Below are 25,889 nucleotides of genomic sequence, written 5' to 3'. Positions count from 1 at the left end.
ACCGTGCGTTCGGTAAGATGGGGGCATGGCAGACGGACGCGTGGAACGAGGCAATCAGACGCGGCGCACCGTCCTCGACCGGACGATGAGCATCGCCTCCGTGGACGGGCTGGAAGGTCTCTCGCTGGGGAAGATCGCGACGGATCTGGGTCTGAGCAAGAGCGGTGTCTTCGCCCTGTTCGGTTCCAAGGAGGAACTCCAGCTCGCCACCATCCGCGCCGCCGTGGACGTCTTCGTGGACCACGTCGTACGGCCCGTGCGCGAGGACCCGGCCGGTCTCGCCAAGGTGTGGCGGGTGTGCGAGCTGTGGCTCGACTACTCCGGGCACCGGATCTTCCCGGGCGGGTGCTTCTTCTACTCCGTCTCCGCGGAGTTCGACGCGCGCCCCGGCCCCGTGCACGACGAGATCGCCAAGGTGCGTTCCGACTGGACGCGTTACATAGAGCGGGTCATGGACGAGGCCCGCCTGGTGGGCGGGTTCCGCGAGGGCTTCGATCCGGCGGACGTGCCGCAGATCGCCTTCGAGGTGATCGCCATGATGGAGCTGGCCAACGCGCATTCCGTCCTGTACGAGGACACGGTGGCATACGAGCGCGCCGGCCGGGGCATCCTCGACCGGCTGCGTGCCGTGGCGGCCGCCCCGGAGGAACTCCCGGAGCGGCCGCCGGCGTTCAGCTCGGCCGGCTGACCGGGGCCCGGACCCGGCCGCCGGCGCGCATCGACCAGCCCGCGGCAGCGGCGCCCAGGGCGGTGACCGCCACCATCAGGAAGACCCCGCGCCAGTGGTCGCCGGCGCCGGTCAGCAGGGCCGCGGTGGCCGCGATGCCGAGTGCGCCGCCCAGTTGGCGTGCCGTCATCAGCAGTCCGGTGCCGGCGGCGAACCGCTGCGGCGGGAGGGTGGCGGAGGCCGCGGTGGAGAGCGCGGTCAGGGCCACGCCGATGCCGAGTCCGCCCAGCAGGCCGGCCGGGAGGAAGACCTGGGCGTACGAGGTGGAGGCGTCGGCCCAGCCCCAGAGCAGCAGGGCGTTTGCGGCGAACAGCAGGAAGCCGACGGTGACCGCGGCCCACTGAAGCCCGGCCGGGACGCGGCGGCCGACCAGCAGCGCGCCGGCCATGGCGAGCACGGCCCCCGGGGTGACCCCGAATCCGGCCTCCAGGACCGAGTAGTTCCACCGGGCGATGAGGTACGAGGGCCCGGTCAGCAGCCACGCGTACATGGCCGCCCCGAAGAGCAGGGCGCCGACGTTGGCCCGGGCGAAGACCGGGTCGCGCCACAGGTCCCGGTCGACGGCCGGGGCGGGGTGACGGCGCGAGCGGTGCAGCGCCACGGCGGTCGACAGGGCCCCGCCGCCGACGAGCACCAGCACGTCGGGACCGGTCCAGCCCCACTCCTGGCCCTGGGACAGGCCGGCCACCACTCCCGCGATGCCGAGCGCGAGGGCGACCGTACCGAGGGGATCCGGGAGCCGGTGGACCGTGCGCGGCTCCCGGGGCACGGTGCGGGCGGCGGCCCAGCAGACGGCCAGGCCGAGCGGCACGTTGACCAGGAAGATCGCCCGCCAGTCCCAGGCCTCGACGAGCAGACCGCCGAGGCTCGGGCCGACCGCGGCGGCGAGCCCGCCCGCGGCGCCCCACGCGCCGAGCGCCGCGGCCCGCCGTTCGGGCGGGGTGTGGGCGAGTACGAGTCCCAGCGCGGCCGGGATCATTCCGGCGGCCGCGGCCCCCTGGAGGGCGCGGGCCACGATGAGCAGGTCGGCGGTGGGGGCGGCGCTGGCGGCGAGCGAGGTGAGGGTGAAGGCGAGGGCCGAGCCGAGGAAGAGGGTGCGGCGCCCGAGCGTGTCTGCGAGGCGCCCGGCGGCGGCCAGCAGGGCGGCGAACAGGACGGCGTAGCCGCTGACCACCCAGGTCAGCCGGGGCAGGGACGCCTCGGGAAAGGCGCGCCGCAGGTCGGGGAAGGCGACGTTGACGACGGTGGCGTCGAGGAACGCGAGGAAGGTGACGGCGCAGGCGAGGAGGAGGATCCGCCCGGGGGCGGGCCCGCCGGCGCCCTTGCCGGCGAGGGCGGTCTCGGTCCGGGTGGCGGTCATCGGGCGACCGCCGGTGCCTCGGCGGGGGCCCCGGCCGGGGCGGGCGGGGCGATCGGAGCGGTGATGAACCGGACGGAGGCCGCGATGACTTCGGGGTCGGCGAGGATCCGCCGGTGCCCGAGCCCGCTCGTCTCGATCAGCCGCGCCCGGTCGCCGTGGGCGGCGGCGAGGCTCCGGGACTGGGCAGGGGCGGAGACGTCGTCGTCCGTGTCGTGGACGAGGAGGATCGGCACCGGGACGTCCTCGGGATGCCGGCGCGCGTCGAGGCGCCGCCAGATGTCGGGCTCACCGGGGAGGAGCTGCCGCTCGACATGGCCGCGCAGGACACGCTCGACCGCCTCCCCCAGCTGCAGGCGGGCGCGGAACTGCTCCAGGAGGTATCCGAAGTCGGCCACGCCCCCGATGCCGACCACGCGGTCCGCACGGACGCCGTCGCGCAGGGTGAAGAAGCTCGCGAGGACTCCGATGGAGTGGGCGAGGACGGCCGAGAAGTCCCCGTGCTCGGCGTGCAGCCGGCGGATGATCTCGCGGTAGTCGCGGACCGTGGCGGCCCGCCCCCCGGATTCGCCGTGGCCGGGCGTGTCGAAGCTGATCACTGTGCGGCCCTGGGCCACCAGGGCCTCGACGAACCCGGCGAGCCGCGAGGCCCGTGAGGACCAGCCGTGCACCACCAGGACGGGCCGTTCGCCGTCGCCCCAGCGGTACGTGGCGACGGGTATCCCCCGCACGACCATCCGTCCGATCTCGGCCCGCCCCATCACCTCCGCCTCCCCGGGCCGGAGCCGCGCGCGGCCGAGGGGCCGGACGAACAGCGCGAATACCTGGGGCCCGGCAAGGCCCGGGGCCAGGCGGGCGGTGATGTTGAGGGTGGTGCTCAGGAGTGCAGCCATGGGACGCATGCCAGGTTCTCCGGATCTCCTCAGGGTGGCCAGACGGCCAGGCAGGGATGATGCGGAGATATTAGCACGATCGTTCGTGTTGTTTTGTGTGTGACCTCCATGCCCGTAAACGAAGCGGCGAGCCGAAGCGGTGCGGCATGATGCGGACGCATGGGCCTTTCGTCGCGCATCGTCATGCCGGGGCAAGTCTGGTCGGTTGCCGCACAAAACCCGTCCGGGCCTTTGTACGTGACCAGTTACGGTTCGAGCCCTCGCGAGACGGTTGTCACGATGGTCGACACATCCGGGGCCGTCCACTGGCAGCGGACATACGCGGGGACGGGGTTCCCGCGGTCCCGCCTGTCGGAGGACGGCACGCTCTGGCTCGCACGCCTGACGGCCGGGGGCGGTCGCGCCTTGGAGGCGGTACTGCCGGACGGATCGATAGGCCAAACCATCCCGCTACCGAGCGAAATCGGCGAGGAAGTCGCCGATTTCGCCGTGCTCACGGACGGCTTCTGCGTGATCTGGGCCGGAGCCGCCCGCATGCTGTTGGCGGCGGGACAACAACCGTCGTGTACGCCTCGCGTCGCCCGGTACTCCGCGGAGGGGCGGTGCCTGTGGTCGACGGCGATCCATCTCGGACCGGTCTCACACCCTGGCGTGCTGGAGATGAGCGCAGAGACCGACTGGGAGGCGCGGCCGATGGAGCCGTGGGTACCGAGGCAGGTCGAAGCCGACCATCGGGAGCCGCTTCTCGTGTCAGGCGACAGGATCGCGGCCAGTGTCACCGACGAGCGCGCGTGCATCGGACGTACCTTCTTCCTGGACCTCGTGAGCGGCACGCTCATCGCGGCCACGGACCCGACGCCATCGGGCCGCAAGGCCATCGCCGGCCCGGGTGAGTTCCTGATCGGGACCCAGGGGTACGGGGAGTTCTCGATGGGCCTCTTCGGCCGGGACGGAAGGCAGACCGCCCGGTGGCAGAGCCACGGGGCCATGACGGTGGACGAGAGCGGTGACATCCGCGGCGTCGAGCTGTCGTACTGCTCGCCATCCACGACACGGTTCCGTCAACTCACCACCAGGGGAACCCTCTTGGACGGGCCGCCAGTGGAGAGCTGCTACACGTCCCATCCAGCGCTGGACACCAACGGCACGGCCGTGTTCTGGCGCAGCGGCAAGCTGCTCGCCGTCGATGCGGACATGGCCCTGCACGAGTTGGCCGCGATCGACGACATCCAGAACGTCATTGGACGCACCCTGCTTCTCAATGGCGGCTGCGTCGCCCTGTCTCTGGGCAGTGAGATCCTCGTGTTCCGAACCGATCTGGCAGCCCTGGCTGATGGCCCTTGGCCGTGCGGCAACGCGAACCTCATGGGCAACCCCGTGCTGACCTTCGGCCCCGGCGGCCCCGTACGCGATCTCCCGGTCCGCGACTGAGGAGTTGAACCTTGTGGATGACGGGAGGGCTGTGGAAGATCCGGAGTTCGATGTGCAGTTGACTTCCAGCGGGGGCCGGGGGCTCGGCCTCGTGCAGGCGGTTCGGTCAGTGACCGGGCTGAGCGCGTGGCGGAGCAGGCAGCTGCTTGACTCCGCCCCGACGACGGTCGTCGAGCGGACGGGCTTCGCGGCCGCGGCGTACGCGGCGGGGCTCCTCAACGCGGCCGGCGGGCGGGCCGGCCTGGTCTGCAGGCGGTGTGACCGGGTGCTGTCGCCGGAGGACGTTCCGGTGGATCCCGGGCCGTGCTCGTCGCGCTTCCTGGTCCCGGCGGGCTGCCCCGCGAGCCGGTCGGGGGCTTGATCACACCGCAGCCGGTTCCGGGTCGGTACTCAGCCCTTGCGGAGGATGCGGTAGCCGAGCGTCGGGGAGAGGCGCATGATCACGCGGAGGATTTTCGTCATGCCTATGTAGATCTCGCCCTTGTCGCGGTGGATGCCGGTGATCACCGCTCGGGCGGCTCGGGCCGCGGTGATCTTGCCGGTGCCCCGGCCGCGCGTCATGTCCGTGTCGACCAGGGGCAGGACCGCGTCGATGACCCGGATGTTCGGTGCGGCGTCCTGGCACTGGTAGCGCAGAGCCCGGGTGAAGGTGCGCAGCGCGGCTTTGGCGGCGCAGTACACCGGGGCCGACGGCTTCGGTGCGATGGCCAGGCCGCTGGTGATGTTGACGACCGCTGCGGCGGGGTGGCGGCTGAGGTGTGGGAGGAGGCCGGTGGAGAGGGTGATGACGGCGTCGAGGTTGACGTTCATCTCGCGTCGCAGGAGCGGGCGCAGGGCGCGCGGGTCCTCTTGGAAGAAGTCGGTGAGCGTCTGTATGCCGGCGTTGTTGATGAGCATGGAGAGGTCTGGGTGGTGCGCGGGCAGGTCGTCGGTGAACGCATCGACGGCGACCGGGTCGGAGAGATCGAGAGCGTGGGTCGTGACGCGGTCGCCGTGGTCGGCTGCCAGGGCGTCGAGTTGCTCGCGGTCTCGTCCCACGGCGACCACGTGTGCGCCCTGTCCGACCAGTTGCCGGGTCAGTTCGCGGCCGACTCCCCGGGTGCCGCCCGTGACGAGGATCGTTCTGCCGGTGACGTTCATCTGTGTCTTTCCTCCGTTGGGTTCTGGTGTGCGGGCGGCTCATGGAGCGGCCGCGCGAAGGCCGTTCGGTAGGCCGCTGGTGTGATGGCGGTCCGGCGTTTGAAGTCCCGGGTGAAGTGCGGCTGGTCGGCGTATCCGCACGCGAACCCGACGAGGCACACGGCGTGCCCGCTGTTGAGCAGCAGGTCGGCGGCGGCTTCGGTACGGACCGTGCCGAGCAGCCCCTGGAAGCCGCCGGCTCCGTGCAGCCGGCGCTGCAGGCTGCGCGTCGAGCTGCCCAGCTCGGTGGCCAGGACCGCCAGAGTCCAGCGCCGCGCGAGGTTGTCCGTGAGGAGGCGACGCGCTCGCGAGACCACGTCCGGGCTCGTGGTCGCGGGGGCGCCCGCCGATGCCGGCGGAGCCGTCGCGGACCAGGTGAACCGCCACCGCGAGGTATCGCGGCTGGGGAGTGCGCTCGCAAGGGCGTCGTCCGTGAACGCGTCGTCGGCGAAGACGGCCACCGGGTCCTCGCGGCCCATGGTGACCGTGAGACCCCGTGCGCCGGCCATCGTCAGGAGAACCGTCAGCACTCCCAGGACGACCGCGTCCTCGGCGGGCTCGGGCGCCGCTCCGGGCGGTCCGACATGCTCGGCAAGCAAGTCCCGCTCGCCCGCGTGCCGGAACGCCACGCGGTGGCGCGAATGGGTGAACCGCTCCAGCCGGCGCCACGTTCCAAGAGGTCCGGCGGAGATCCGGCCCCCACGAGCGCGGCAACGACCGGGTCGGTCCGGATCTCCGGCAGGATCCGGCCGGCGCGCAGCAACGGCAGCAGCCCGTGTGTCCGCGCGACGTCCGTGAGGAAGCGGCGCTTGGTGTCGAGCGGCAGCAGAGCCCCGTCCGCCACGGGTGCGACCGTGCTGATCCCGTCCTCCGACAGCGCTCGCCGCACCGCCGCCACCAGCGTCGAACTCGCGAAATCGTCCATGCCCCGCCCGTCCCGCCCCGCCCCGTTCCGTTCCGTCTTGCCCAGGACAAGCTATGCCCGGTGCGTTCGGACGGTCTTGAACGATCACGCCACCGCGGGAGGTTCAGCTCTCGTGCTTCGCCCGGCTCGGCTGGACGCGCTTGGGTTCGCCCGGCATCTTCGGGTAGTCCGGCGGGTAGGGCATGTCGCCCAGCCCGTGCTCGTGTTCGTCGCGGGAGGCCAGCTCCAGGACGGCGTCCAGGGTGAAGGCGTGGTCGTCCATGTCCGCGTGCAGGTCGCCCAGTTCGGCGAAGCGGGCCGGCATGGTCACGATGTCGAAGTCGCGCGGCTCCGCGTCGTCCACCTCGTCCCAGCGCAGCGGGGCCGAGACCGGGGCGTGCGGGCGGGGGCGGATGGAGTAGGCGGAGGCGATCGTGCGGTCGCGGGCCGTCTGGTTGTAGTCGACGAAGATGCGCTCGCCGCGCTCCTCCTTCCACCAGGCCGTCGTGACCTTGCCCGGCATCCGGCGCTCCAGTTCCCGGCCGAGGGCGATGGCGCACCGGCGGACTTCGGTGAAGGTCCAGCGCGGGGCGATCGGCACGAAGACGTGCAGGCCGCGGCCGCCCGAGGTCTTGGGCCAGCCGCGCAGGCCCAGTTCCTCCAGCAGGGCGCGCAGTTCATGGGCGGCCGCCACCGCGTGGTGGTAGTCGGTGCCGGGCTGCGGGTCCAGGTCGATGCGCAGTTCGTCGGGGCGGTCGGTGTCCTCGCGCCGCACCGGCCAGGGGTGGAAGGTGAGGCAGCCCAGGTTGGCGGCCCACAGGACGGCCGCCGGCTCGGTGGGGCAGATCTCGTCCGCCGTTCGCCCGCTGGGGAAGGCGATGTGGGCGGTCGGGATCCAGTCGGGGAGGTTCTTCGGGGCGCGCTTCTGGAAGAAGGACTCGCCCTCCACCCCGTCCGGGTAGCGCTCCAGGGTGGTGGGGCGGTCCCGCAGGGCGCGCGTGATGCCCTCCGCGACCGACAGGTAGTACTGGGCCACGTCCCTCTTGGTGAGGCCGCGCTCGGGGAAGTACACCTTGTCCGGGTTGGACAGGCGCACCGTACGCCCGCCCGCGTCGAGCTCGATCGCATTACCGGCAGCACCCATGTGGGCCACGTTAGGCGGGCCCGGCCAGGCGCGCATACCGGGCGGGTCCGGACGTACCGCCGCAGAATCGAGAGCATGGATCTGCCGGTGATGCCCCCTGTGAAGCCGATGCTCGCCAAGTCCGTGGCCAAGATCCCGCCCGGCATGCAGTACGAGGCCAAGTGGGATGGCTTCCGGGCGATCGTCCATCGCGACGGCGACGAGATCGAGATCGGCAGCCGGACGGGTAAGTCCCTGACCAGGTACTTCCCGGAACTGGTGACGGCTCTGAGGAGCAATCTGCCCGATCGGTGCGTCATGGACGGCGAGATCGTGATCATCAACGGCGGGCGGCTCGACTTCGACCGGCTGACCGAGCGGATCCATCCGGCCGCCTCCCGCGTGAACCTGCTCGCCGAGACGACCCCCGCCAGCTTCGTCGCCTTCGACCTGCTCGCCCTCGGCGACGAGGCGCTCCTCGACGCCCCGCTCACCGAGCGCCGTACCGCCCTCGTCCAGTCCCTCTCCACCGCGCGGCCCCCCGTTCATCTCGCACCCGCGACCACCGACCCCGCGCTCGCGCGGGAGTGGTTCGACCGGTTCGAGGGCGCCGGGCTCGACGGGGTGATCGCCAAACCCCTCGATCTCCCCTACCGGCCCGATGCCCGACTCATGTTCAAGATCAAGCACGAACGTACTGCCGACGCCGTCGTCGCGGGTTTCCGTTTCCACAAGAGCGGTCCGATTGTCGGATCGCTGCTGCTGGGCCTGTACGACGGCCACGGCGCCCTCCAGCACGTGGGCGTGTGCGCCGCCTTCCCCATGAAGCGCCGCGCCGAGCTGGTGGAGGAGCTCGAACCGCTGCGGATGGAGGACCCCGCCGGGCATCCCTGGGCCGCGTGGGCCGAGGGGTCGGCGCACGAGAGCGCCCGGCTGCCCGGCGCGCAGAGCCGCTGGACCGGCAAGAAGGACCTGTCCTGGGTGCCGCTGCGCCCGGAGCGGGTCGTCGAGGTCGCCTACGACCACATGGAGGGCGACCGCTTCCGGCACACGGCCCAGTTCCGCCGGTGGCGGCCCGACCGGGCGCCGGAGAGCTGTACGTACGCGCAGCTGGAGGAGGTGGTCGGCTACGACCTGGCCGAAGTGCTCGGAGTCGGAGCCGGTGAGGCCGACGGCAAGCCCTAGCCTGCTCAGCCCGTCGTCAGCTTCTCCCACTCCCCCCGGTCCGGCCCCGTCAGCTTCGGGGCGTAGTCCGGTCGCGCCTCCAGCCAGCGCGCCACCCGGGCCCGGATCTCCGGATCGGCGTAGGCGCGCTCCGGCGGCTCCGCCAGGTGACGGACCCTCGCCCGGGCCCGCATCACCTCCGGGTCCTCCAGCGCGCAGTCGAACAGCGCAGCCACCTCGCGCGGCGTCCCCGAGCGCACGGCGCGGGTCGCGAAGCGCTCCCCGATGGCCGAGTCCGCGACCACCTGGAAATCGAACCAGGGCTTCAGGGTGCGCACCGCCCAGGCGTGGTAATCGGCGGCGAACCGCTCCGATCCCGGGTCCCGGTCCGCCGTACGGGCCACCCTGCGCGCCGCCCACAGCGCGAGCGACGTGCCCTGCCCGAGGGTCGGGTTGGTGTGCGTGATCGCGTCCCCGACCGGCACCAGACCGCTCACCACCGGCCCCCGCTCGTCGGCCTGCGGGCTCCACCGGTTGTCCAGGCTCGCGGTCGCCAGTACCTCCGACAGCGGCTGCGCGCCCAGTGCCAGCCAGGCCTCGCCCGGCGGGAAGGCCCGGGCGGCCCCCTCGAAGATCGCGGGATCGCGCAGCGCCGAGCGCGTGGTGTCGGTGGTGTGCACGAACAGCGTCACGGCGAACACCCGGTTGTCGGCGGGGAAGACGGCGCAACCGGCGAAGGCCCCGCCGGTCACCGCCCAGGGCCGGCGCGGCCCCTCGTCCATGCCGTCGGGCAGCCGGTACCAGCGGCAGAAGTAGGCCAGTCCGGTGCGGTGGCGTTCCACCACGGCCGGCCGGCAGCCCGCCGCGGCCAGCCAGCGCTCGGCGCCGCCCCGGCGCCCGCCCGCGTCCACCACGAGGTCGCCCTCGTAGCTCCCCTCACTGGTCGTCACCCCCGTCACCCTGATCCCGGGCCCCGTGGTCAGCCCGGTGACCGGCTCCCCGTACCGCGAGACGACCCCCGGTTCGGCGCGCAGGGCCGTGGCCAGGGCGCTCTCCAGCAGGATGCGCCGGGCCTGGATCATGACGAGGTCCTCGTCGCCGGCACGTGCGGGGGGACGTACGTCGAACCAGTCCAGCTCGTGCCGCTCACGTGCTCCCAGCCGGAGCATCTCCGTGTACACATCGGGCAGTTCGTCGCGCAGGACCCCGCGCGCCGCGCCGAGCAGGGCGTGCGGCTGGCACGCCTGCGGTACGGACGGGCGGCGCCAGCCGAAGAAGTCGCGGTCGAGCGCGGTGCCCGGGGCGCGGGTGTCGCGCTCGAACAGTTCGGCGGTGTGCCCGTGCCGCGCCGCGAGCAGGGCAGTGGCCAGACCTCCGACACCTCCGCCGATGACCAGCACATGTGCCATTGCGCCCCCCTGAGCCGATGAGCCGATGAGCCGATGAGCCGATGAGCCGTACGACGATCACACCGCACAGAGCCTGCGCGAACGGAGCCTGGCCGAAACCCGTACAGCCGTCCGAGGGTCAGCTGCCCGCGCGGTACGCCTCCACCGCCCGGCGGGCCTCCTCCTCGATCAGGTCCGCGTTGACGGCGACGGCCGCCTGCACCCCCTGCGCGGCGGCGCCCGCGACCTGCGCCATCGGGCTCGTCACGTTCCCCGCCACCCAGACCCCGGGCAGCGCGGTGACCCCGCCGGCCGCATCGGAGGCGACGCAGGTGCCGATCACCTGGCCGTCCCGCTCCAGGGCGGTGACCGGCAGGCCGAGGCTGGTCAACACGCCGGAGCGGGCGGTGAACCGCGGGGCCACCACCAGCGCCCGGCACTCCAGTACTCCCCCGCCCGCCAGGGTCACCCCGCTCAGCCGGTCGTCCCCGTCGACGGCGAGGCCGGTCACCTCCCCCTCGACCACCGCGACCCCGAGGGCGGCCAGCAGCTCGCGGTCCTCCGCGGCGAGCTCCCAGGTGTGCGCCAGCAGGGTGGTCCGCTCGCTCCAGTGCCGCCACAGCTGCGCCTGGTGCACGGAGACCGGGCCGCCGGCCAGGACGGCGACGGGCGCGTCCCGGACCTCCCAGCCGTGGCAGTACGGGCAGTGCAGCACGTCCCGCCCCCAGCGCGCCGCGAGACCCGGTACCGCGGGCAGCTCGTCCACCAGCCCGGTGGCGACCAGCAGGCGCCGCGCGCGGACCGTCGAGCCGTCCCCGCAGCGCACCAGGAACCCCCCGCCGGGCAGCCGGTCCGCGGCGACGGCCGTACCCTGCCGGATCCGCCCGCCGTACCCGGACACCTCCGCCCGGCCCCCGGCCAGCAGCTCGGCGGGGCTGCGGCCGTCGAGGCCGAGGTACCCGTGCATGTGCGCGGCGGGGGCGTTGCGGGGACTGCCGGAGTCGATGACCAGGACCGACCGGCGGGCCCGGACGAGGGTCAGCGCCCCGGCGAGGCCGGCGGCCCCGCCGCCCACGACCACCACGTCGAAGTCGAACCGTGTCTTGGTCATTGCGCCGTTCACCTTGTCCTCTATCCCCTTGTCCATGCCGTCGAGCGTCCGCCCCGGTATGCACATTTGACAAACATGCTTGCCGAAGTGGCAAATGGAGCCATGGCCACTGAGGAACGTGACGAGGAACTCGCCGGCGTGCTGACCGCCGTCGGACCACGGCTGCGCGCCCTGCGCCGGCAGCGCGGCACCACGCTGGCCCAGCTCAGCGAGACCACCGGGATCTCCCTCTCCACGCTCTCCCGCCTGGAGTCGGGTCAGCGCCGGCCGACACTGGAGCTGCTGCTTCCGCTGGCCCGGGCGCACCGGGTGGCACTCGACGAGCTGGTCGGCGCCCCGGAGACCGGAGACCCGCGGATCCGGCCGCGCCCCTTCGTCCGGCACGGCAGGACCTACGTACCGCTGACCCGCGATTTCGGCGGGCTGCACGCCTACAAGACGATCCTGCCGCCCGCCGAGGACCCGGCGACCGAAGCCGAGCCCGAGCTGAAGGTCCACGAGGGCTACGAGTGGCTGTACGTGCTCTCCGGCAAGGTGCGGCTGCTCCTCGGCGAGCACGACCTGGTCCTCGGTCCGGGCGAGGCCGCCGAGTTCGACACGCGCACCCCGCACGCCTTCTTCAACGCGGGGCCGCGCCCCGCCGAGTTCCTCAGCCTCTTCGGCCCGCAGGGCGAACGGATCCACGTCCGGGCCCGACCCACCACGAAAACGGAAGGACCCCGATGAACACCACTCCCGCCGCCCCCGCCGGAGAGCGCCCCGAGCGGGCCGTGCCCCAGCCCAACGCGGTCGTCGGCGTCGGGCTCGTCGTCGTGGCCGCGGACGGCCGGGTGCTGCTCGGCCAGGCGCACGACGGCCGCTGGGAGCTGCCCGGCGGGAAGGTCGACGCCGGGGAGGGCTTCGAGCAGGCGGCCGCCCGGGAGCTGGCCGAGGAAACGGATCTGCGGGCGGCCCCCGAGGGGATCCGCGTGCTCGCCGTCCAGATCGACGCGAAGGCCGGGGTGACCCGGCTGACGGCGGCCGCCGTCACCACCTCGGCGCACGGCGTGCCCGCCGTCACGGAGCCGCACAAGATCGCCCGCTGGGAGTGGTTCGCCCCGGAGGCGATCCCCGCCGCGCTCTTCGCCCCGTCCGCGGCCGTGCTCCGCGCCTGGCGCCCGGACCTGACCGCGCTGCCGCACGTGCCCTCGTACGACTATCCGACCACCCCGGTGGGCGAAGACCGCTAGACGCCCGGGCACCGCCGGGGTAGGCGGGGCGGGGCACAGCTCGGCACGTCTAGCGCTGTGACCGGCAAGGTTTGCCGGTCACAGCACTAGCCGCGCGCACCCACCCTCGGCGCGAAGTGGCCCTCGGTCAGGTCCTCCGCCAGCAGCCGCTTCGCGATCGCGTCCGCCGCCACCCGCAGTTCGGCGCTCCGCGGCCGTCCCCGGTCCTTCTCCAGCCGGTCCTTCAGCCACTCCGCCCACGCGGCCGAGATGACCTCGGCCTCCCGTGCTCCCGCCGGGGTGTGCGCGAAGAATCCGTTCTGCCGCGTCAGGTAGCCCTCGTCGACCATCCGCTCGAAGACCGGCAGCAGCACCTCCGGCGGCAGGTGGCGCCGCCCCGCGATCAGGCCCAGGCTGGCGTGGCCGACCGTACGAGTCATCAGGTCCACCTGCATGACCGCCCACGCGCCCGCCACGTCCAGGCGGGTGTCGGAGGCGTCGACGATCCCGCGCGCCTCCTCCGGGCCCATGTTCCGCACCAGCTTGCCGACCGCCAGCTCCAGCAGCTTGGCCGAGTCCCCCGAGGCCGTGGCGGGCGAGCCGAAGCCGTCGCCCATGTCCGTGGAGCCGGCCCGGGCGCTGTCGCGCAGCCGCACCTGCTTGAGGAAGAGCGCGACCACGAAGCCGACCACCGCCACCGGCACGGTCCACAGGAACACCGTCTGCAGCGCGTCCGCGTACGCGGCGATCACCGGAGCGGCCGCCTCCGGGTCGAGCCCCTGCACGCCCTGCGGGCTCTGCGCCTGCGCCGCGAGCTTCGCCGGGTCCTCTCCGGTGGCCCGGGCGGCCTCGGCGACCGCCGACTCCAGCTCGGGCGCAAGCGTGTTGGCGTAGATCGTCCCGAACACCGCGGTCCCGAAGGCACTGCCGAGCGTACGGAAGAAGGTGACGCCGGAGGTCGCCGTGCCGAGGTCGGCGTAGTCCACGGTGTTCTGCACGGCGATGGTCAGCACCTGCATGCACAGGCCGATGCCGGCGCCCAGCACGAACATGTACAGCGATTCCAGCCAGGCGTTGGTCCCCGGCCCCATCAGGGACAGCAGGTACAGCCCGACGCCCATGACCGCGCAGCCCACGATGGGGAAGATCCGGTAGCGCCCCGTCTTGCTGGTGAAGTTGCCGCTGAAGATGGAGCAGATCAGCAGGCCGATGACCATCGGCAGGGTCCGCACCCCCGAGACGGTGGCCGAATCCCCGTCCACGTACTGCAGGTAGGTCGGCAGGAAGGTCATCGCGCCGAGCATCGCGAAACCGACGACGAAGCTCAGGACCGAGCAGACCGTGAAGACCGGGTTGCGGAACAACCGCATCGGCAGCATCGGTTCGGCGGCCCGGGTCTCCGCGAGGCAGAAGAGCGCGAGCGCCACGGCGCCGCCGGCGAACAGACCGATGATCACGGCCGAGTTCCAGGCGTACTCGTTGCCGCCCCAGCTCGTGGCGAGGATCAGGGCGCTCGACCCGATCGCGACCAGGGCGATGCCCAGGTAGTCGATGACGGGCCGGCCCTCGGCCCGTACCGAGGGAATCGTGCGCGCGGCCGCGATCACCACCAGGATGGCGATGGGGACGTTGACGTAGAAGCACCAGCGCCAGGTGAGGTGGTCGGTGAACAGTCCGCCCAGGAGCGGTCCGATGACGGTCGAGACCCCGAAGACGGCGCCGATCGCGCCCTGGTACTTGCCGCGTTCGCGCAGCGGCACCACATCGGCGATCAGTGCCATGGCGGTGACCATCAGGCCGCCGGCACCGATGCCCTGCACGCCCCGCCACAGGATGAGCAGGGTCATGTTGCTCGCCAGGCCGCACAGGAACGAGCCGGTGATGAAGATGACGGCCGAGATCTGGAAGATCAGTTTTCGGCCGAACATGTCACCGAACTTGCCGACCAGCACGGTCGCCACGGTTTCGGCCAGCAGGTACGAGGTGACGACCCACGACATGTGGTCCCCGCCGCCCAGATCCGCCACAATCGTGGGCAGCGCCGTGCCCACGATCGTCTGGTCGAGCGCGGCCAGCAGCACGCCCAGCATGATCGTGCCGAAGATGACGTTGCGCCGCCGCGGGTCGAGCACGGTCGGCGCCGGGGCTGGGGCGGTCGCTGTGGTCACATCTCGCACTCTCACAGGGCCCCCGCGCGGCCGCATGTCGCGCTGCGCCGAACGGGGGACCCCGGTGCGGTGTCAGCGCAGGTAGGCCAGCCCCGGGTGGGCCGCCGCGTACGCGTCCAGCAGCCGCCGGGCCACCCCCACCGAGTCCACCAGCGGGTGCAGCGCAAAGGCCTTCACCGCGTCCGCCCGGGAACCGCTCGCCGCGGCCGCCAGGATCTCCCGCTCGACCGCCTTGACCGCCGTCACCAGCCCCACGGCGTGCAGCGGCAGCTGCTCGACGCCCACCGGGTGCGCTCCGTTGGCGTCGACCAGGCAGGGGACCTCGATGACCGCCTCGGCGTCGAGGACGCTCAGCGTGGAGCGGTTGGGGACGTTCAGGATCAGCGTGGCCCGCTCGTCGCGCGCGATGGCCCGCATCAGCGCGAGCGCGACCTTCTCGTAGCCCCCGGACTCCAGGTCGCTCTCGTCGCGCTCGCCGACGCCGGCCGCCTCGCGGTTTTCGGCCATGTACGTGGCCTCGCGCTCGGCCCTGGTCCGGTCCCAGGCGGCGAGGGCCGCCCCGGCCGGCTGCCCGGCCCGGCCTGCCTCGGCGTAGAAGCCGCGCTGCTGGTCGCGCAGGAAGGCCCCGCGGGTCTGCTCGGCCTCCTGGTACGTCCGTACGGTGTCACGGTTGAAGTAGTAGTAGTGCAGGTACTCGTTCGGGATCGCGCCGAGCGAGCGCAGCCACTCGGCGCCGAAGAGCCGGCCCTCCTCGAAGGACTCCAGTGCCGCGGTGTCGGCCAGCAGCCGGGGCAGCTCGTCGCGGCCGCCGACGCGCAGCCCGCGCACCCACCCCAGGTGGTTGAGGCCGACGTAGTCGATCCAGGCGTCCTGCGGCCGGGCGCCGAGCAGCCGGGCGATCCGCCGCCCGAGCCCCACGGGGGAATCGCAGATGCCGATCACCCGCGCGCCGAGCTCCTCGGCCATCGCCTCGGTGACCAGCCCGGCCGGGTTGGTGAAGTTGATGACCCAGGCCCCGGGGGCGCTGCGGGCGATCCGCCGCGCGATCTCCCGGGCCACCGGCACGGTCCGCAGGCCGTACGCGATCCCGCCCGCGCCCACCGTCTCCTGGCCCAGCACTCCCTCGGCCAGCGCGATCCGCTCGTCGGCCGCACGGCCCTCCAGTCCGCCGACGCGGATGGCGGAGAAGACGAAGTCGGCCCCGCGCAGGGCCTCGTCCAGATCCCCGGTGGCGGTGACGGCGGGGGCGTCCGGCACCCCGGCGGCCGCGGCCTGGTCCGCGAGCACCCGGGCCATCGCGGCCAGCCGAGCCGGGTCCTCGTCGTACAGCGTCACCCGGGACACCCGGCCCTCGGCACGGTCGCCGAGCAGGGCTCCGTAGACGAGCGGTACCCGGAAGCCGCCCCCGCCGAGGATCGTCAGTCGCACGCCCCTACCGCCCTTCGCCGTCACAACAGCGCGTTCCGCCGCGCCCACCGGTGCGGTGGCCCGGCCGGGACCGTCCCGGCCCGCGCCCGCCCCGGATGCCACGATCCGTGACACCGGTTCCGGCGCGCCCGCGGTCAGCCGGCGGCGCACCGGGCGGCGGACACCAGTGTCCCCCGCCCGGTCACTCCCCGAGCGACGGCACGGCGCGCAGTCGGGCGCCCTGCGGGTGCGCGCTCCCGCCGCCCCGGACGGGACCCGCCGGCGGGCCCTGGGGAGCCGAGAGGATCAGCGTGATCCGGGTCAGCCCCATCGCTTCCAGCATCCGGCTGGATTCGGCCACCATCCGGCAGCGCACGACCCCCCACCGCGGGTCGGGGTGGTGCACGGTGCGCACCGCTCCGTCCTGCTCGGCGGCTTCGGCCCCGCGCTTGCTCAGCCAGTGCGGCACCCCGTAGCGGTAGGCCGCCTCCATGAACGGGTCGCGGGCCACCTCCTGGCGGATGCTCCGCAGCCCCTCGTCCTCCGGGGCCTCGGCCAGCGCGGTCGCGAACTGCGCGAGCAGCGGTACGCACCAGGCCGGCTCGTGGTCCTCCAGTACGGCGGCGGCGTCCGGGTGGAACAGCACGAAGCGCAGGAAGTTGTCGTCCGGCAGGGCCGTCGGGTGCGGCCGTACGGACTGGAAGAGCAGGTCGAAGGCCGAGTTGGTGAGCGCGACGTCCCAGCGGTGGTCCACCAGGAAGCTCGGGTAGGGGACGGCCTCCATGAGGGCCGCGTAGTCGCACAGGTAGTCGCGCTGCGCGGGGTCCTCGGGGAGCCGGTTCTCCTCGGCGGCCCGCCACGTGGGCGGCGGGTCCCGGTCGACCATGACGCGGAACAGCCAGAAGCACTGCCGCTCGCTCATCTCCAGGGCCTCGGCCAGGGCGAGCAGTTTGCGGTCCGTCCACTCCTTGACCAGGCCGCGTTCCCAGTTCCCGTACGCGCGTACGCTGATGCGCAGCCGGGCGGCCAGGTCCTCCTGGCTCAGGCCCAGTTCCTCACGGCGCTGGCGCAGAATCTCCTTGCGTCGCTCCGCCCGTACGGCGCCGCGGGCCGACTCATCGGCCGCCAGACGCTCTTCACCGGCTCGGGCGAGGCCATCGGACGGGCCCACCGCTGCGAGATGTGGCACCGAGAGCTCCCCCTCCCTCACGGTATGGATCTTCATTTCCGTGTGGCGATCCTGCTACCGACTTCATTCGAGTGTCAACTATTGTGGCAATTCCAGCCTCTTGACAGCTCATTCCCGCCACAGCTGTGGCACGTTCTAGCCCTTCCGGGCCGGAACGGCTAGATTCCAGAAGCCGGCCACGTGCCCGTACCGACTTCGCGCGATCTAGGAGAACCACTGGTGACAGACGGCTTCCCGGCTCCCGTCGCGGCGGCCCACGCACCCCTGGCAGCCACCGTGACGCGCGTCGCCGAACTCGCGGCCAAGATGGGCCGCGACCGGAACCAGGTCTTCGACCTGCGGCGCCTCTCCGAGGCCTCCGGCGTCCCCACGGACGTGGTCAGGATCCTGCTCGACGGCAGGCCGGCCGGCGAACCCGATCTGCAGGCCCGTTTCCTCCAGCGCCTCGACCTGCTGCGACGCACGCGGGTCAAGCCCAACGGCCGCCGCTACACCCAGCAGGAGATCGCCGACGGCGCGGGGATGTCCCGGCAGCAGGCGGGCGCGCTGATCAACGGCGACCGCCGCCCCACCATGGAGCACTGTGACGCGATCCAGCGCTTCTTCGGGGTCCACGCCGGCTTCCTCACCGCGCACGACGCCGACGCCCTCACCGACGCCCTCCAGCGGACCGAGCAGCAGCTGCTGCAGGACTTCGCGGGCCGCGCGCGGGAAACCGTTCCGGCCGCGGCCGCTTCGACGGGCGATCCGCTGGCAAGACTCCTCCAGAACCACGGTGTACGGGGCATCGCCTGGCGCGCCGCCCAATTGCCCAGCGACAAGCACCGGGACAAGGTCACCGAATGGCTGGACATGCTCCTTGAGAGCGTCAAACCGAATGAATCCTGACCCAGTCGAAAGTCTGGGTCTGATCCTTGAGTCCTGATCCGGATCCACGCCGACGGGGAGAACGGTGAGCATAGGCAGAGAGCAGCGGCGGTTGTGCGGGGAGCTGGTGGCCGGCATCCGGCTGACCGCACCCGTGGAACCCGTGGACCTCTACGCCGCCCTCTGCGAGGGCATGAGCAGACACCGCGGCCGACCGGTGGACTTCCGCATGGCCGCGTTCCCTCCGGGGACGGCCAGCGGCCTGTGGCTCGACATGGCGGACCGCGACCTCGTGGTCATCGAGGAACGCACCGCACCCGACCACCAGTTGGTGATCCTCGGGCACGAGCTGTGGCACATGAAGGCCGGCCACTGCAGCCACCACGTCGACGGCGCCGCCGTCGCCGCCCGGCTGCTGTCCGACGAGGCCGACATCGGCGAGACGGTCCGCCGTGTCGCCGCGCGCACGCGTGCCGACGTACAGGAGGAGACCGAGGCCGAGACCTTCGGGCTGCTGCTGGGCAGCCGCTGCCGCACCTGGCTGGCCGGATCGGCCAGCCACCGGGCTCCGGCCCAGCGCGACCACCTGGCGGGCCGGATCGAGGCATCGCTCGGCTACCGGGGGCACAGGAACGACCGTTGAACGGCCAGGACTACTACATACCGGCGGTCGCGATGTCGATCGCGCTCGCCGTCAAGCTGCCGGCCCTGCGCCACAACTGGCGCGATCCGCTGCTGCGTTCGGTAGTGGCCCTGCTGACCCTGGCGGCAGCGGTGTTCACCTTCGCCGCCCCGCCCACCATCGGCGCGGTCAACCGCTGGACCGGCGTGCCCAACATCTCGGCACCGCTCGTGTACTGCCTGATCACCGCGTTCAGCGCGTCCTGCCTGGTGCTGGTCGTCAACTGGCGGGGCGGCCCGCCCGAGCAGACCCGGCGCGTCTCGCAGCGCTGGATCCTCGGCTACGGCCTGGTGATCGTGGCCCTGGTCGTGCTCTTCGCCCTGGGCGACGCCCCGGTCGAGCGGCTGCGCGATCTGGACACCCACTACGCGAACACCCCGTTCATCCGCGAGATGATCGCCCTCTACCTGGCGGCGCACAACGTGGCCGCGCTGGTGATGGTGGCCATGTGCTGGCGCTGGTCGCTCCAGGTGCGCGGCTGGCTGCGGGCCGGCCTGATGATCATCGTCGCGGGCTACCTGTTCAACCTCAGCTACGACGCCACCAAGATGACGGCCGTGGTCGCCCGCTGGGCCGGCCACGACCTCGACTTCCTCAGCACGTACGTCGCCCCGCCGCTGGCCTCCCTCGGAGCGCTGGTCAGCGCGATCGGGTTCGTGCTCCCCCTGGTCTGCCAGCGGCTCTCGGACAACTGGGAGATCTGGACGACGTACCGCCGGCTCGGCTGGCTCTGGCAGGAGGTGCGGATCGCCGCCCCCGCCGGCACCCCCTCCGTGCAGATGGCCTGGTGGTCCGCCGCCGAACTGCGCGTGATCCAGCGCGAATCGGACATCCACGACGGGTTCCTGCACCTCGGCCCGTACTTCGACCGGCACCTGCGCGAGGACGCCTACGAGCTCGCCCTCGCGGAGGGCGCCGGCGAGGAGACCGCCCGCGCGGTGGCTGATGCCGCCATGGTCGCGGCCGCCGTGCAGGCCCGCACCGCCGACCCCGAGGGCCGCGTCATCCACGCGGGCGAGGAGAACACCGGCGACGCCGTCGAAGGGCCGCGCGATCTGCTGCGGATCTCGCACGCCCTGCGGCATTCGCCGGTGGTGCAGGCGGTCCGGCAGCGCGCGGCCCTCTCCGGGAGCGGGCTCTCCTGAAGCCCGTTCCGGTCACTCGGCGGCGGCCACCGCCGTCGCCGGGAACAGGTCCTGGAACGGCCCCGCCGAGTCGGTCCCGTCCCGCCCGAAGGGCGCGTCGAAGCTCCACACCATGAACAGCAGGAACACGATCAGCGCGCTGAACAGCCCCGCCAGCAGCAGCTCCCGCCCCGAGCGCCGGATCTGCAGGGTGAAGATCAGCCCTACGGTGACCACCCCGCCCACCAGCAGCCCGAACCACACCACGCCCGGCAGCGTGGACTCGGAGCTCTGGGTCCGCGCGTGCCGGGCGTCGTCCGCGGCGGCGATGTGGTCCAGCAGCGGCTGGTAGGCCTGCGCCTGGAGCTCGGTGGCCGGGCTCTGGTGGGTGACGTCGCTGCGCAGCTTGCCCAGCAGCTGTGCGCCCTCGGCGCTGGCCGCCTCGCCGGAGGTCAGCCGCGGCCAGTCCACGGAGACCGTGTGGGAGACGTACGCGTCCACCTCGCCGCGGATCCGGTCGCGTACGGGGGTCGGGTAGACGTCGGCGCGCTGGGTGACCTCGTACAGGGCCTGCGCCTCGCGCCGGACGCTGTCCTCGGCGGCGCCGCGCGCCTCCCAGACGCCCGCGATGGCCAGGCCCAGCACGATCGCGTAGACCACGCCCACCATCATCGTCATGTACTCGATGACGTCGGGGGTTTCGCTGGTGTCCTCGTCGTCGGCGGCCCGGCGGTGCCGGATCAGGGTGATGGCGAGGACGAGGGCGCAGACGAGCGCCATGGCGATGGCCAGGACCAGCCATTCGGACACGTGGGTTCTCCCGGTGTGGGTGGGTGGATGGTGCTGCGGGGGTCAGCCGCGGCTCTTGGAGCGCGGACGCAGGGCGGCCGCGGCGAGTACGGCCGGGGTGGTGACGACCACCATGAGCATCACGGTGGACAGTCCGTCCGGGCCGCGCCGCTCCAGGGCCACGGATCTGTACGGACGCACGTGGAACGCGCGAGCGGGCGCGGCGGCGGCCCTGGGCGGGGGCGGAGCGGCGGCGTCCGCCGGGGCGGCGCCGGCCTCGGGCCCGGCCGGCTCCGGTGCGGGCGGCGGCGGCTTCGCGTCCCCGGCCCCTGCCTTCGCCGCGGGCGCGGCCCGCTCCGGCCGCGCCGGGTCCGCGGGCCGGGGGGTACGGGCGGGGGCGGGACCCGCGCCCGGGTGGCGGACGGTCGGGCGGGCGGTGCCGGGCAGGGCCGCCCGCACGGAGGGCGACCCGGAAGGCCGCACGGCGGGCCGCCCCGGCCCGCCGCCCGGCCCGCCGCCCGGGACGCACACGTCGACCCGGGCACCGTGCCCGTAGCCGTCGCTGTCGCCGTCGCCTGCGACCGCCACGTGGCCGTGCAAGGGGCAGAGCGCCGCCACCAGACCGGCTCCGGCCAAGTACTGCCAAGCGGTCACCGCGCGTCCTCCCGAATTCCGCAGCAGATGTGGGTGTTCCGTCAGAAGAAACGATCACGGCCGGGGTTCGATACGCGCCGGCCGGCCCGAGATCCACGCCCGCATCCCGCCGAGCCCGCCCCACCGCCTTCCCCGGCCCGGCGCGCACCCCTTTCCCGGGTCGGGCGCCACCGGTTCGGCGCGGCACCCCGCCGACACGAAAGTCCGAGCACAGGATGATCCCCGTGGATACGGACCTCATCAGCCCCGGCGCCCGTCGGCAGGCCGGGCCCGCCGGCCGCCCTCCGCCCGGCGACGGCTCAATGACCCCCGCCTCCGCCGGCCCCTCCCGGGGAGTGCGCCGGATCAGCCTGGACGCCGCGGGCATCCCCCTGTCCGCCCTGCTCTGCGAGGCGCGGGGCGGGGCTCCGCGGGCGACGGTCGTCGCGGTGCACGGGGCCGGCATGAGCGCCGGCTACTTCGACGGGCAGGCCCTGCCCGACCTCTCCCTGCTCACCCTGGGGGCCCGGCTCGGCTTCACCGTCCTGGCCGTCGACCGGCCCGGCTACGGGCAGTCCGTCGGCCCGCTTCCCGAAGGGCAGGGGATCACCGATCAGGCGGCCACCCTGGCCGCGGCCCTGCGCGACTACCGCTCCCGGTTCCCCACGGGGGCGGGGATCTTCCTGCTGGCCCACTCGTTCGGCGGGAAGGTCGCCCTGCTCACCACCGCCGTCCACGCCACGCCCGACCTGCTCGGCGTGGAGGTGTCCGGCTGCGGCCACCGCTACGCGCCGGACGCCCCCTCGGGCGCCGAGGCGGCCCGCGGAGGCAGGCGCAGCTGGGGGCCGCTGAACCTCTACCCGCCGACCACCTTCATCACCAGCGGCTCGATCATCGCCCCCGTCCCGAGTCTGGAGCAGGCGGACATGGGCCGCTGGCCCGAGCTGTTCAGGGACGTCGCGAGCCGCGTCCGCGTACCCGTACGGTTCACCTTCGCCGAGCACGAGACCTGGTGGCGGCACGACCCGGAGGCCCTCACGGAGCTGCGGTCACGGCTGACCTCCGCGCCCCGGCTGTGCGTGGACCGGCAGCCCGGGGCGGGCCACAACATCAGCCTCGGCTACGCGGCCCGCTCCTACCACCTGCGCTGTCTCGGCTTCTTCGAGGACTGCCTGCTGGCCGACCCGGCTCAGCCGATCGTGAGCGCGGGCCCGGTGACCATCAGTCCGAGGTCGTGACAGGCGTAGGCGAAGAACGCGAACATCACCAGGGACGCCCCGCACAGTGCCGTGTCCTTGAGGAACTGCACCTGCTCCATCATCCGGGCCCCCGGGTCGCTCTCCTTCCAGAAGGCGTGCATCAGCACGGCCGCCGCGAGGCAGAAGGCGGCGAGCGCGAGGGCCCCGATGTCGGCCCAGAGGCCCACGCCGATGCTCACGGCCCCGACGAGCAGGACCACTCCGCTGACGATGACGGCGGGTACGGGCAGCGGTACTCCGCGCGAGGCGGCGTACGACGACATCTGCGGGGTCTTGGTCAGATGGCCCAGGCCTGAAACGGCGAACAGCACGACGAACAGCAGGCGGCCGATCAGTACGACGACATCCATTGCGGCCTCCTCGACGCCGCTCAACGCCCCCTTGCCCCCTCTCCATTTTCGCTCACTCTTTCGGCCCAGTACGCCACGGCACCCGCCCGCACGCCGCCCCATGCTCGGAGCATGGAATCCCTGGAATCCCGGGCCGACGCCCTGATGGACGGCCTGCGGGCCGACCTCGAACGGCTGGCGGCGATACCGTCCATCGCCTTCCCCGGCTATGACCCGGAGCCCGTGCGGGAGGCGCACGACCTGATCGTCGCCCTGCTCCGCGAGGCCGGGGTTCCCACCATCGAGCAGATCGACCTCCCCGACACGGCCCCGGTGGTCTACGGCGAGATCCCGCCCCCGGAGCCGGCCGCCCCCACCGTCCTGCTCTACGCGCACTACGACGTCCAGCCGCCCGGCGCCCCCACCCTCTGGCTCTCCCCGCCCTTCGAGCCGACCCCCGTCCCCGGCGGCCTGCGGGCCCGCGGCATCGCCGACGACAAATCGAACGTGATCGCCCTCCTCGGCATGCTGCGGCTGTACGGCGGCCGCCCGCCGGTCGGGATCAAGGTGGTGATCGAGGGGCAGGAGGAGTACGGCAGCGCCTTCGACGACTACCCGCCCTCCGATCCGGGCCGCTTCGCCTGCGACGCCATGGTCATCGCCGACCTCGGCAACCTGCGCCCGGGCACCCCGACGCTGACCACCGGGCTGCGCGGGGCCTGCGAGGTGACGGTCGAGGTGCGCACCCTCGCCGAGCCGCGGCACAGCGGGGAGTTCGGCGGCGCCGCCCCCGACGCCCTGCTCGCGCTGCTCCGCGCCCTGGCCACCCTGCACGACGCGAACGGCGACGTGGCCGTGCCGGTCCTGCGCCGCGAGCCCTGGGAGGGAACCGGCTACACGGAGGAGGAGTTCCGCGAGCTCGCCTCCGTCCTGGAGGACGTCCCCCTGATCGGCACCGGCTCGCTGGGCGAACGGCTCTGGAGCGGTCCGGCCATCACCGTCATCGGGCTCGACGCGCCCTCCGTGGAACACGCCGCGTCGGCGGTGGTCCCGTACGCCCGGGCCAAGCTGAATCTGCGCTTCCACCCGCTCCAGGACCCGATCGAGGCCCGGGCCGCGCTGGTCGCCCACCTGCGCGCGCAGCTCCCGTTCGGCATCCCCCTCAAGGTCACCCCGGGCGACACCGGTCCCGGGTTCGAGGCCCGCACGGGCGGGCCCGCGCACCGCGCGGCGCTCACCGCGCTGAAGGAGGCCTGGGGCACCGAGGCCTCGTACGTCGCCACGGGCGGCTCCATCCCGCTGGTGAACGGCCTGTCGAAGGCGGCGCCGAACGCGGAGGTGCTGCTGTTCGGGGCGCAGGACAGCCTGTGCAACCTGCACGCCCCCAACGAGCGGGTGCTGCTGTCGGAGCTCCGCAACACGGTGGTGGCGATGGCCGCCTTCGTACGGGAGTACGCGGCGGACTACCGGGCGGCCGGGGGCGCCCGGTGACCACCGCGCCCCCGGGGACGGCGTCCAGCGTCTTCGCGGTGATCGTCTTCCTGGTCAACCTCCCGCTGGCCTTCCTCATCCCCTCCACCTCCGGCCACGCAACCCTCGCCATGCCGATCCTGGCCCCGCTCGCCGACTTCGCGGGCGTCTCCCGCGCGGTGGTGGTGACGGCCTGGCAGTCGGCCAGCGGCTGGATGAACCTGTGGGTCCCCACCACGGCGGTAGTGGTCGGCGGCGTGGCCCTGGCCAAGGTCGGCTACGACAAGTACCTGCGCTTCGTCTGGCCCCTGCTGGCCATCCTGTTCGCCCTGATCTGCGGGTTCCTCGCGCTGGGCGCGGCGATGTGACACGGCTTGAAGATTCGTCAGTTTCCGTTGTACCGAGTGCCGTCGAACTTGTACGGCCAGGACACCTCGGCCGCGACCGACACTTCGCCCGCACCCGCTGGGACCTTCAGCACGGTCATCCCCAACTGGGTCTGGGTGTAGGTGTTCCAGCGAATGCCCGTCGTACCGGTCCAGCCGCTGTAGTCGAATTCCTGGTACCGGCCGGGCCCCATGTCGATGGCGGTGGTGCGCCGGGAAACGCACGCCACGAGCGCCCCGCCGTCACTCGTCCGCCAGAGCGGCCCGTAGGGGGTGCGGGTGGGCTCGGAGGAGAAGTCGAACGAGGCCGGGTTGCCGTAGTCCCGCCGCCAGTTCTTCCTCCGGTCGACCGCCTTGGCACGGACGGCGTCGATCTGCGCGCTCCAAACCGTCCCCGCCGCGTCCGGTCCCGACGTACCGGTCCAGTAGTCGTCGTAGCGGCCGCAGACGGTGGCCGGGTCCGCGCCAAGCTTCGAGGCGTCCCCGCCGGTCACCACCTGCCCGTCGGGGCCCGTCGCGAGCTGGGGCAGGGCGTCGCTCGAGGGCGCGTACGCCGTGAAGCCCATGCGCCAGACCCCGTCCGCGCCCTCGTGGTAGAGCGCCCACAGCAACTTCTTCTGCCTCTGCTCCTCGCCGACCGACGTGGACGCCGTCTCGTACGCGCCGAGCACCCACCGGTCGTTGCCGTCCGGGCCGGATCCGGCCCACGCGCGCACGGTCGGGGAGGTGGCCGGCGAGTTCGTCGGCCCCGGCGGGGCGGAGGTCCCGTGCTTCCGGCCGTTGTCGACGATGGCCAACAACTGCTCCTTCCACGGCCCTTCGGCGACCCTCGCGATCCCATCCGGATCCTCGGACTCCGCATCCGCCCGCTTGTTGGCTTCCTCGACGATGCGCCGCGCCTCGTCCGCGGACAGCGGGCGCGCCGAGGCCGACGGGCCCGCGGCCGAGGACTCAGCGGGCGCCTTCGCGTCGGACTGCTGCCGACACCCAACGGCCGTGAACAGCAGCACCAATGTGGCGATGACCGGTACGGAACGTCTCATCATGCCCCCCTGAGATCACGTACAAGGAACTGATCCTGCCTCAGGCCGCACCCCCGGT

The 25,889-nt window shown here is 72.9% G+C and carries 25 protein-coding genes and 1 pseudogene; 12 read left to right on the top strand and 14 right to left on the bottom strand.

The genetic code is table 11. The features are described from left to right. Nucleotides 1–25 precede the first annotated feature (25 nt). On the top strand, nucleotides 26–688 hold the full coding sequence (locus tag AB0O21_RS15740; RefSeq protein ID WP_365171325.1) for a TetR/AcrR family transcriptional regulator: 663 nt from the start codon (nucleotides 26–28) through the stop codon (nucleotides 686–688). On the opposite strand, the gene AB0O21_RS15735 is transcribed toward AB0O21_RS15740, so the two are convergent. Both AB0O21_RS15735 and AB0O21_RS15730 read right to left on the bottom strand, forming a co-directional pair. Next, nucleotides 672–2,087: a DHA2 family efflux MFS transporter permease subunit gene (locus AB0O21_RS15735; RefSeq protein ID WP_365171323.1), complete on the bottom strand. Its 1,416-nt coding sequence runs from the start codon at nucleotides 2,085–2,087 to the stop codon at nucleotides 672–674. The two genes, AB0O21_RS15740 and AB0O21_RS15735, sit on opposite strands and share 17 nt — an antisense overlap. Further along, complete coding sequence (locus AB0O21_RS15730) at nucleotides 2,084–2,977, bottom strand: alpha/beta fold hydrolase (protein WP_365171321.1); 894 nt, start codon at nucleotides 2,975–2,977, stop codon at nucleotides 2,084–2,086. Before AB0O21_RS15730 ends, AB0O21_RS15735 begins: the two co-directional genes overlap by 4 nt. A 279-nt stretch (nucleotides 2,978–3,256) precedes the next feature. Here AB0O21_RS15730 and AB0O21_RS15725 point away from each other — a divergent pair, with 279 nt between their 5' ends. Next, the gene (locus tag AB0O21_RS15725) at nucleotides 3,257–4,408 is read left to right on the top strand and encodes a hypothetical protein (protein WP_365171319.1); all 1,152 of its coding nucleotides are present in this window, start codon (nucleotides 3,257–3,259) and stop codon (nucleotides 4,406–4,408) included. Nucleotides 4,409–4,421: 13 nt separating this feature from the next. After that, nucleotides 4,422–4,769, top strand: coding sequence for a ribosomal protein L7/L12 (locus tag AB0O21_RS15720; protein ID WP_365171317.1), 348 nt, complete (start codon nucleotides 4,422–4,424; stop codon nucleotides 4,767–4,769). A 29-nt stretch (nucleotides 4,770–4,798) separates the two neighbouring features. On the opposite strand, the gene AB0O21_RS15715 is transcribed toward AB0O21_RS15720, so the two are convergent. From AB0O21_RS15715 to ligD, 3 genes are all read right to left on the bottom strand, one after another. Then, nucleotides 4,799–5,548 (bottom strand): SDR family NAD(P)-dependent oxidoreductase, encoded by a 750-nt coding sequence (locus tag AB0O21_RS15715; RefSeq protein ID WP_365171315.1) that lies wholly within the window; start codon nucleotides 5,546–5,548, stop codon nucleotides 4,799–4,801. Continuing rightward, nucleotides 5,545–6,186, bottom strand: coding sequence for a helix-turn-helix domain-containing protein (locus AB0O21_RS15710; RefSeq protein WP_365171313.1), 642 nt, complete (start codon nucleotides 6,184–6,186; stop codon nucleotides 5,545–5,547). The genes AB0O21_RS15715 and AB0O21_RS15710 overlap by 4 nt, the downstream gene beginning before the upstream one ends. A 429-nt stretch (nucleotides 6,187–6,615) precedes the next feature. Continuing rightward, nucleotides 6,616–7,635 (bottom strand): non-homologous end-joining DNA ligase, encoded by a 1,020-nt coding sequence (ligD, locus tag AB0O21_RS15705; protein ID WP_365171311.1) that lies wholly within the window; start codon nucleotides 7,633–7,635, stop codon nucleotides 6,616–6,618. A gap of 75 nt (nucleotides 7,636–7,710) precedes the next feature. Between ligD and AB0O21_RS15700 the strand changes: the two genes are divergently transcribed. After that, the gene (locus tag AB0O21_RS15700) at nucleotides 7,711–8,799 is read left to right on the top strand and encodes an ATP-dependent DNA ligase (protein WP_365171309.1); all 1,089 of its coding nucleotides are present in this window, start codon (nucleotides 7,711–7,713) and stop codon (nucleotides 8,797–8,799) included. Between the two features lie 5 nt (nucleotides 8,800–8,804). Here AB0O21_RS15700 and AB0O21_RS15695 read toward each other — a convergent pair whose 3' ends face one another. Both AB0O21_RS15695 and AB0O21_RS15690 read right to left on the bottom strand, forming a co-directional pair. Further along, nucleotides 8,805–10,187, bottom strand: a complete 1,383-nt coding sequence (locus AB0O21_RS15695) for an NAD(P)-binding protein (protein ID WP_365171307.1) — start codon at nucleotides 10,185–10,187, stop codon at nucleotides 8,805–8,807. A 118-nt stretch (nucleotides 10,188–10,305) separates the two neighbouring features. Continuing rightward, nucleotides 10,306–11,277, bottom strand: a complete 972-nt coding sequence (locus AB0O21_RS15690) for an NAD(P)/FAD-dependent oxidoreductase (RefSeq protein WP_365171305.1) — start codon at nucleotides 11,275–11,277, stop codon at nucleotides 10,306–10,308. Nucleotides 11,278–11,379: 102 nt separating this feature from the next. Here AB0O21_RS15690 and AB0O21_RS15685 point away from each other — a divergent pair, with 102 nt between their 5' ends. Together AB0O21_RS15685 and AB0O21_RS15680 are read left to right on the top strand one after the other, a co-directional pair. After that, nucleotides 11,380–12,003, top strand: coding sequence for an XRE family transcriptional regulator (locus AB0O21_RS15685; RefSeq protein WP_365171303.1), 624 nt, complete (start codon nucleotides 11,380–11,382; stop codon nucleotides 12,001–12,003). Next, nucleotides 12,000–12,506: an NUDIX domain-containing protein gene (locus AB0O21_RS15680; protein ID WP_365171301.1), complete on the top strand. Its 507-nt coding sequence runs from the start codon at nucleotides 12,000–12,002 to the stop codon at nucleotides 12,504–12,506. Before AB0O21_RS15685 ends, AB0O21_RS15680 begins: the two co-directional genes overlap by 4 nt. Nucleotides 12,507–12,592: 86 nt before the next feature. Here the strand turns inward: AB0O21_RS15680 and AB0O21_RS15675 are convergent, their stop codons facing one another. The 3 genes from AB0O21_RS15675 to AB0O21_RS15665 all read right to left on the bottom strand — a co-directional run bounded on the left by AB0O21_RS15675 (nucleotide 12,593) and on the right by AB0O21_RS15665 (nucleotide 17,249). Beyond that, complete coding sequence (locus tag AB0O21_RS15675) at nucleotides 12,593–14,689, bottom strand: MDR family MFS transporter (protein WP_365171299.1); 2,097 nt, start codon at nucleotides 14,687–14,689, stop codon at nucleotides 12,593–12,595. 36 nt (nucleotides 14,690–14,725) lie between these two features. Further along, nucleotides 14,726–16,081, bottom strand: a complete 1,356-nt coding sequence (locus AB0O21_RS15670; RefSeq protein WP_365171297.1) for a 6-phospho-beta-glucosidase — start codon at nucleotides 16,079–16,081, stop codon at nucleotides 14,726–14,728. 181 nt (nucleotides 16,082–16,262) lie between these two features. Next, nucleotides 16,263–17,249 (bottom strand): helix-turn-helix domain-containing protein, encoded by a 987-nt coding sequence (locus AB0O21_RS15665; RefSeq protein WP_365171295.1) that lies wholly within the window; start codon nucleotides 17,247–17,249, stop codon nucleotides 16,263–16,265. Between the two features lie 219 nt (nucleotides 17,250–17,468). Here AB0O21_RS15665 and AB0O21_RS15660 point away from each other — a divergent pair, with 219 nt between their 5' ends. The 3 genes from AB0O21_RS15660 (at nucleotide 17,469) to AB0O21_RS15650 (ending at nucleotide 19,943) form a co-directional block, all read left to right on the top strand. Further along, nucleotides 17,469–18,137, top strand: coding sequence for a helix-turn-helix transcriptional regulator (locus AB0O21_RS15660; protein WP_365171293.1), 669 nt, complete (start codon nucleotides 17,469–17,471; stop codon nucleotides 18,135–18,137). A gap of 64 nt (nucleotides 18,138–18,201) precedes the next feature. After that, nucleotides 18,202–18,759: a toxin-antitoxin system, toxin component gene (locus AB0O21_RS15655; RefSeq protein WP_365171291.1), complete on the top strand. Its 558-nt coding sequence runs from the start codon at nucleotides 18,202–18,204 to the stop codon at nucleotides 18,757–18,759. Further along, complete coding sequence (locus AB0O21_RS15650; protein WP_365171289.1) at nucleotides 18,756–19,943, top strand: MAB_1171c family putative transporter; 1,188 nt, start codon at nucleotides 18,756–18,758, stop codon at nucleotides 19,941–19,943. Before AB0O21_RS15655 ends, AB0O21_RS15650 begins: the two co-directional genes overlap by 4 nt. A 12-nt stretch (nucleotides 19,944–19,955) precedes the next feature. On the opposite strand, the gene AB0O21_RS15645 is transcribed toward AB0O21_RS15650, so the two are convergent. After that, nucleotides 19,956–20,732 carry a hypothetical protein gene (locus tag AB0O21_RS15645; protein WP_365171287.1) on the bottom strand — a complete coding sequence of 259 codons (777 nt, stop codon included), beginning with the start codon at nucleotides 20,730–20,732 and terminating at the stop codon, nucleotides 19,956–19,958. 42 nt (nucleotides 20,733–20,774) lie between these two features. Continuing rightward, a complete protein-coding gene (locus AB0O21_RS15640; protein ID WP_365171285.1) occupies nucleotides 20,775–21,365 on the bottom strand; it encodes a hypothetical protein in 591 nt (196 codons plus the stop codon). Nucleotides 21,366–21,667: 302 nt separating this feature from the next. Between AB0O21_RS15640 and AB0O21_RS15635 the strand changes: the two genes are divergently transcribed. Then, nucleotides 21,668–22,582 carry an alpha/beta fold hydrolase gene (locus tag AB0O21_RS15635; protein ID WP_365171371.1) on the top strand — a complete coding sequence of 305 codons (915 nt, stop codon included), beginning with the start codon at nucleotides 21,668–21,670 and terminating at the stop codon, nucleotides 22,580–22,582. On the opposite strand, the gene AB0O21_RS15630 is transcribed toward AB0O21_RS15635, so the two are convergent. Then, complete coding sequence (locus AB0O21_RS15630) at nucleotides 22,534–22,953, bottom strand: DoxX family protein (RefSeq protein WP_365171283.1); 420 nt, start codon at nucleotides 22,951–22,953, stop codon at nucleotides 22,534–22,536. The two genes, AB0O21_RS15635 and AB0O21_RS15630, sit on opposite strands and share 49 nt — an antisense overlap. 111 nt (nucleotides 22,954–23,064) lie before the next feature. On the opposite strand from AB0O21_RS15630, the gene AB0O21_RS15625 reads away from it, so the two are divergent. Beyond that, nucleotides 23,065–24,423, top strand: coding sequence for a M20/M25/M40 family metallo-hydrolase (locus AB0O21_RS15625; protein ID WP_365171281.1), 1,359 nt, complete (start codon nucleotides 23,065–23,067; stop codon nucleotides 24,421–24,423). Between the two features lie 14 nt (nucleotides 24,424–24,437). Beyond that, nucleotides 24,438–24,770: pseudogene (locus tag AB0O21_RS15620) on the top strand (YfcC family protein); the annotation flags it as partial. Between the two features lie 17 nt (nucleotides 24,771–24,787). Here the strand turns inward: AB0O21_RS15620 and AB0O21_RS15615 are convergent. Next, complete coding sequence (locus AB0O21_RS15615) at nucleotides 24,788–25,834, bottom strand: hypothetical protein (RefSeq protein ID WP_365171279.1); 1,047 nt, start codon at nucleotides 25,832–25,834, stop codon at nucleotides 24,788–24,790. Between the last annotated feature and the right edge of the window lie 55 nt (nucleotides 25,835–25,889).

The sequence above is a fragment of the Streptomyces sp. NPDC091371 genome (genome assembly GCF_040684275.1).
Lineage (GTDB): Bacteria > Actinomycetota > Actinomycetes > Streptomycetales > Streptomycetaceae > Streptomyces.
The sequence above is the reverse complement of the archived record's forward strand: the minus strand, read 5'-3'. Positions and strand labels throughout refer to the sequence as shown.

What these genes read in the sequence shown, in the direction of transcription:
- AB0O21_RS15635 (WP_365171371.1), top strand. Translation starts at nt 21,668, where the DNA reads ATGACCCCCGCCTCCGCCGGCCCCTCCCGGGGAGTGCGCCGGATCAGC.
- AB0O21_RS15685 (WP_365171303.1), top strand. Translation starts at nt 11,380, where the DNA reads ATGGCCACTGAGGAACGTGACGAGGAACTCGCCGGCGTGCTGACCGCC.
- AB0O21_RS15740 (WP_365171325.1), top strand. Translation starts at nt 26, where the DNA reads ATGGCAGACGGACGCGTGGAACGAGGCAATCAGACGCGGCGCACCGTC.
- AB0O21_RS15700 (WP_365171309.1), top strand. Translation starts at nt 7,711, where the DNA reads ATGGATCTGCCGGTGATGCCCCCTGTGAAGCCGATGCTCGCCAAGTCC.
- AB0O21_RS15690 (WP_365171305.1), bottom strand. Translation starts at nt 11,277, where the DNA reads ATGACCAAGACACGGTTCGACTTCGACGTGGTGGTCGTGGGCGGCGGG.
- AB0O21_RS15695 (WP_365171307.1), bottom strand. Translation starts at nt 10,187, where the DNA reads ATGGCACATGTGCTGGTCATCGGCGGAGGTGTCGGAGGTCTGGCCACT.
- AB0O21_RS15735 (WP_365171323.1), bottom strand. Translation starts at nt 2,087, where the DNA reads ATGACCGCCACCCGGACCGAGACCGCCCTCGCCGGCAAGGGCGCCGGC.
- AB0O21_RS15680 (WP_365171301.1), top strand. Translation starts at nt 12,000, where the DNA reads ATGAACACCACTCCCGCCGCCCCCGCCGGAGAGCGCCCCGAGCGGGCC.
- AB0O21_RS15730 (WP_365171321.1), bottom strand. Translation starts at nt 2,977, where the DNA reads ATGGCTGCACTCCTGAGCACCACCCTCAACATCACCGCCCGCCTGGCC.
- AB0O21_RS15625 (WP_365171281.1), top strand. Translation starts at nt 23,065, where the DNA reads ATGGAATCCCTGGAATCCCGGGCCGACGCCCTGATGGACGGCCTGCGG.
- AB0O21_RS15630 (WP_365171283.1), bottom strand. Translation starts at nt 22,953, where the DNA reads ATGGATGTCGTCGTACTGATCGGCCGCCTGCTGTTCGTCGTGCTGTTC.
- ligD (WP_365171311.1), bottom strand. Translation starts at nt 7,635, where the DNA reads ATGGGTGCTGCCGGTAATGCGATCGAGCTCGACGCGGGCGGGCGTACG.
- AB0O21_RS15675 (WP_365171299.1), bottom strand. Translation starts at nt 14,689, where the DNA reads ATGCGGCCGCGCGGGGGCCCTGTGAGAGTGCGAGATGTGACCACAGCG.
- AB0O21_RS15615 (WP_365171279.1), bottom strand. Translation starts at nt 25,834, where the DNA reads ATGATGAGACGTTCCGTACCGGTCATCGCCACATTGGTGCTGCTGTTC.
- AB0O21_RS15715 (WP_365171315.1), bottom strand. Translation starts at nt 5,548, where the DNA reads ATGAACGTCACCGGCAGAACGATCCTCGTCACGGGCGGCACCCGGGGA.
- AB0O21_RS15725 (WP_365171319.1), top strand. Translation starts at nt 3,257, where the DNA reads ATGGTCGACACATCCGGGGCCGTCCACTGGCAGCGGACATACGCGGGG.